The 4,875-nt window shown below is 48.5% G+C and carries 5 protein-coding genes and 1 pseudogene; 1 reads left to right on the plus strand and 5 read right to left on the minus strand.

The window, feature by feature from the left end; all coding sequences use genetic code 11:
* Positions 1-404, plus strand: a 404-nt coding sequence (locus AB7S66_RS11265) for an AAC(3) family N-acetyltransferase (protein ID WP_428520059.1), incomplete at its 5' end; no start/stop codon positions are given.
* A gap of 16 nt (positions 405-420) precedes the next feature.
* Here AB7S66_RS11265 and AB7S66_RS11270 read toward each other — a convergent pair.
* The 5 genes and pseudogenes from AB7S66_RS11270 to AB7S66_RS11290 form a co-directional block, all read right to left on the minus strand.
* Entirely contained in the window at positions 421-1,428 is a 1,008-nt protein-coding gene (locus tag AB7S66_RS11270; RefSeq protein WP_160527938.1) for a LacI family DNA-binding transcriptional regulator, read from the minus strand.
* Positions 1,425-2,786, minus strand: coding sequence for an FAD-dependent oxidoreductase (locus AB7S66_RS11275; RefSeq protein ID WP_428520062.1), 1,362 nt, complete (start codon positions 2,784-2,786; stop codon positions 1,425-1,427). Before AB7S66_RS11275 ends, AB7S66_RS11270 begins: the two co-directional genes overlap by 4 nt.
* Before the next feature lie 14 nt (positions 2,787-2,800).
* Positions 2,801-3,631, minus strand: a complete 831-nt coding sequence (locus AB7S66_RS11280) for a carbohydrate ABC transporter permease (protein WP_160527936.1) — start codon at positions 3,629-3,631, stop codon at positions 2,801-2,803.
* Complete coding sequence (locus tag AB7S66_RS11285; protein WP_160527935.1) at positions 3,621-4,523, minus strand: carbohydrate ABC transporter permease; 903 nt, start codon at positions 4,521-4,523, stop codon at positions 3,621-3,623. The genes AB7S66_RS11280 and AB7S66_RS11285 overlap by 11 nt, the downstream gene beginning before the upstream one ends.
* A gap of 28 nt (positions 4,524-4,551) precedes the next feature.
* Positions 4,552-4,875, minus strand: a pseudogene (locus AB7S66_RS11290) (ABC transporter substrate-binding protein); the annotation flags it as partial.

The raw sequence follows: 4,875 nt of genomic DNA on the forward strand, positions 1-4,875 counted from the left end.
TTGCCGACGATCATATACAGACCACTCCGTGTGGACGCACAGGATCTTGGGGGAAACTGCTTGACCGTAATGCAACCATCCTTCTGGTGGGTGTCGGACTCAATAGGGACACCTTCTTCCACGGTGTGGAAGAGTGGATGGATATCCCCCACAGGCTGAGCGATACGATGAACATGCTCTTCACCAGACTTGCCGATGGCAATCTCATTCCTACTCCGGTCAAGAACCATATAGCGCAGGTAGGAGAGAACTTTCCCCGAGTTGAACCCTATCTACGAGAAAAAGGAATCCTCAAGGAAGGAACACTTGGGGATGCAACCGTACGCTACCACAAGGCACAACCGGCCTATGAGGCGGTGAGGGAGCTATTACTGAAGGATCCGAATCTGTTTGGAGTACAATAACATTAGCTATTTCATATTACTCAGGAACCGATGAGCTCTCACTGAGTACCAAATGCAAGGGAGTAAACTTTCTTGCACCCTCAAGCAAGCACTTTCCCAATAACTGTGAAAGATACTCAACAGCAAGAGACCCAAGTTCAAGACGCTGATTCGACCACCGCGTCCAATGTCCATGCCCACCCAACCAGTCATCTTCCAGTACAGCACCCCAAACATCACGTCCGAGCTTCATTTGCATTCGCTCCAAATCTCGCTCAAAGGGATCGAGCAAAAAGATACGATCAAACACTGCCACCTGGCACTCCTTGATCAGGTTGAAATCATTTTGACTCAGACGGTAGTGCTCATCAGCTTCAACCACATGTACAGTAATTCCCTGCTTTTGGGCAGCAGCAAGCAAAAAGGACCGTTTGTCCTTTCTGGGTTCCCACTCTTGCTCCTTTGTCTCAACATACACTAAGCTCTGTTTTCGACAGATTCGAGCAAGATGGTCAACCATTTCCTCGATAACCTCTTGATAAGCAAAGGTCACCCAATGGGTATGTGCGCCGGCAACCTCTCTTCGTCCGACAAACACCAAGGGAAAGTGTGCTTTCACCAATCGTTCGATGCCCTTGTCATCTCGGTTGACACCCATCATGACAGCACCATCAGCAAGTGCAATCCTACTCGAATTCTCTTCAGTGGGACGGTTGTTCAGAATCAGGATGTCATACCCATATTTTTCGGCAGTCTCCTGAATCCCGACGAAGAACCGATAATACTCATTCTCAGACTCAACAGGAAACATTGGCTCATAGGTGAAGACGGCAATCAAGGAGGTAGATCCGCTCTTGAGCTTACGTGCTGCCATATTGGGCACATAGCCCAACCGTTCAGCACATTCAAGAATTTTCTCCTTGGTTTGCGTTCCCACCCGGATACTCTTACCGTCCTTGCCATTGAGGACAGCAGAGACCGATGCATATGATACGTGGGCCTCCTTGGCAACATCCTGTAGCGTAACCCGTTTGAACGTCTTCATCCTAAAAATACTCCTGCAGTACGTAGTTTAGCATGTAAAACGCCCATGGGTATATGAAAAAGGTCCTTTCCTGTCTCAATAGCTACTGCAACCGCAGTACCGGCTCCCTGCCCGATTGCTCCACTGGAAGGACTAACACGCAAGCTTGCATGTGCTGCAAACTCGCAGCTAATGTTCCTTCCTGCAGCCAATACATTGGTGACTTGTTCATTGAGCAGGCTTCCAAGAGGAATGGTGTAGTACCCACCATCCCTAAGAAAATGGGAATCAGTGGTTGCACCATCAGGGGAATGGATATCGATGGGATACCCACACGCTGAAATAGCATCCTCAAAGATTCTTTCAGAAAAAAGGTCCTCTACAGAAATCCTATAGAATCCTTTCAATCGGCGAGAACTTCGTATACCGATGCGTGGGCCACTGTAGGTCAGTCTTGCTTGTTCAAATCCCGGAATATGTTTTTTGAGGAATCCGTACAGCTCCCAAACCTGACGCCGCCCCTCCATCTCTGCTTCACTGAGCTGGATGGGATCAACAGGATTCTTTCCCAACACACGGGTCATATTCACAATGACCTCATTCTTGGCATTGGTCTCAAAACAGAGCACAATATCACGGTCAAAGGTAATCTCGCCTGTTTCCATCCCTTGACGCATACTATCTTGGAACCCAGAAAAAGAAAGTCTACTTGCCCTATGCTGAATTCCAGGTTTTGGTGCCAGGAAAGGAAACAGCTCAACATTTGTGTCCATCAGGTTCCTGATCGTCTGGATGTCGACATCAACAAGCTTGAAGTTCATCGTCATCGGTTGGTCCTTGCCATCCTCTTCTCTTCCCTGTTCAAAGGGGATGCCAGCCATGGCAATCAAGTCCGCGTCCCCTGAAGCGTCAATGAAATAGGAAGCCTCAAGGGAAAAAAGGTTTCCGGCACAGAGACATGTAATGCTTTCCAGCGTTCCCTGATCAGGTACTGCCTCTACCACGGTAGTGTGGTAGAGCAACTGCACCCCTGCTTCCCGGACCATCAACTCCAACTCCCGTTTCATGCCCTCAGCATCGAACGGGGTTACCGTGTAGGTGTAGCCTGTAGAATCGGGAATATGGCCCACAGAGAGGCCTTTGACCTTCAATCGCTGTATCATTTCATCGGGCAAACCACGAACCACCTGGGTTTCCCCTGCATGGAATGTCATCATGGGACCCGTTCCTCCGGCAGTGAGACTTCCCCCAAGGAATCCTTCTTCCTCGATGAGCAGCACGCTCAATCCTTCCCTGCCGGCCGCTGTTGCCGCCATGCTACCAGCGATTCCTCCGCCGACCACAATTAAATCAAAGTGTGTATCATAGAGTGTATTCATGTAATCATCCTTATTTATTTCAAGCCTGTGTTCACCATGGCATCGGAGACTTTCTGCTGGAACAGCAGATAGACCACCATGATTGGTAGAATTGACAGGGTTGTTGCAGCCAACTGCAGATGCCATTGGGGAAGACCATAGGTATCATTGAAGTTGGTCAATGAGAGTGGGAGCGTAAAATTCTCGAGCGAACTGATGAATACCAGTGGCTCCAAATAGGTATTCCAAACAGCAATAAAAGCCAAAATAGCAACAGAACTAAGCACAGGAACGGCGACAGGGAGCATAATCTTCAAGAAGATGCCCAGAGGATTCAACCCATCGATTCTAGCAGCTTCTTCTAACTCATTGGGCACCGTCACATAGAACTGCCTGAGCATGAATGTTGAGAAGGCACCTTGACTGCCAAAGATCGGCAACAACATCAGGGGAACCAAGGTATCCAAGGCACCCCACCTTTGCATCTGGAAGAAAAGGGGGATGATGGTTACCTCGATGGGCATCATCAAGGCTGTCAGTAGAAGCAGGAATGCAGCATTGCGTAAGGGAAACCGCATTCGGGCAAACGCATATCCAGCCAAGGCTGCAAGCAATACATTGCCTGCAGTACCTACAAAGGCAACAGCCAACGTATTCAGATAGTGCCGTGCAAACGGCTGGACGGTAAAAATATCATGATAATTTGAGAATGCCCATGAAGTGGGAAGCAACTTTGGCACTCCAAATATCTCAGCACTGCTGTTTAGCGAGTTCACAACCATCCACCAGAAGGGGTAGACAAACAAGATGGTCAACAATACAACAAGCAAGGCATAGGGAGCCTGTTTCAAATACTTACGATTCATAGAAGGAAATCCTTTTTCTGGAGAACCACTGCAGGGCGGTCAAGACGAGTACAATAAGAAACAGCACTACAGCCAATGCTGATGCAAAGCCGGTATCGAACATACGGAACGCCTGATGGTAGATATAGTAAACCATAACCATGGTGGACCCTTCCGGCCCTCCATCGGTCATCAACTTGATGGTATCAAAGACACGCATCGATCCAATGATGGTGACGATTGCAACCATCATGACAGTAGGCATCAACAGAGGAAGCTTAATCTTGAAAAAAAGCGTAAAGCGCTTTGCTCCGTCAATACGAGCTGCCTCAATGACATCGCCGGGCATATTGAGTACAGCCCCCATGAAAATGAGTACATTCATTCCCAGGTTCTTCATGACTCTGTTGATGATGACACTGGCCATCGCCCACCCTTTCTCAAAGAGCCAGTTCGGCCCTTCTATGCCTACAAGAGAGAGGAACCAGTTGATCGGTCCTGCATCCCCTCCTTGCAAGAGATACTTCCAGACGATTGCCCAGGCCACCCCACTGGTGACCACAGGCAAAAAGATGATTCCCCTCACAAACCTGGTTCCCATCTTCCCACCCCCAAGATAGAGCGCGAGCAAGAGACTGAAAATCAGGTTGAGCGGTACCACACCTGCACTGAAGATCAAGGTATTTACCAGTGACTTGGAGAACAGTGGGTCAGCAAACAGCAGACGAAAATTCTCCAGTCCGTTAAACACACTTGTTCCAAAGAGCAGATTTTTCTCCTGCACACTGTACAGGAACACCGAAATCAGAGGGAGCAGGACGAAGAATACGAATCCTGCCATCTGTGGGGTTATGAATGCCCATCCAATAATGGCATCCCGCCGATGATTTGCTTTCAAGGAATGTTGTTTCATTCGTCCATACTCCTACCCACCTTACTTGCTATTTAATGTATTTCGCGTAAACCGTAGCTACTTCATCGAGGATAGCACCTACATCTGCATTTTTCTGCCAGAGCTTGTCAAACACCATCTTCGATTCCACCTCAATCTGAGGATACTTCACATGACTGGGAAGTACACGACCGGTCTTGATGGATGCAGCAACTGCGTTCTGCATCTGCTCCTTGCTTACGCTCTTGTTACTGGTCAGGAATGCCTCTGATTCAAGAACAGACTTTCTTGCTGGTGGCCAAATACCACTCATGGCGGCAACTGAGTCCTTGTTGGTCATATACGCAACCAATTCACTGGCAAGTGCAGCCTG

Origin of the sequence: Sphaerochaeta sp., assembly GCF_050178175.1 — a bacterium.
Lineage (GTDB): Bacteria > Spirochaetota > Spirochaetia > Sphaerochaetales > Sphaerochaetaceae > Sphaerochaeta.

Excerpts from the sequence above, each read along its gene's own strand:
- AB7S66_RS11280 (WP_160527936.1), bottom strand. The coding sequence starts at position 3,631 with ATGAATCGTAAGTATTTGAAACAGGCTCCCTATGCCTTGCTTGTTGTA.
- AB7S66_RS11270 (WP_160527938.1), bottom strand. The coding sequence starts at position 1,428 with ATGAAGACGTTCAAACGGGTTACGCTACAGGATGTTGCCAAGGAGGCC.
- AB7S66_RS11275 (WP_428520062.1), bottom strand. The coding sequence starts at position 2,786 with ATGAATACACTCTATGATACACACTTTGATTTAATTGTGGTCGGCGGA.
- AB7S66_RS11285 (WP_160527935.1), bottom strand. The coding sequence starts at position 4,523 with ATGAAACAACATTCCTTGAAAGCAAATCATCGGCGGGATGCCATTATT.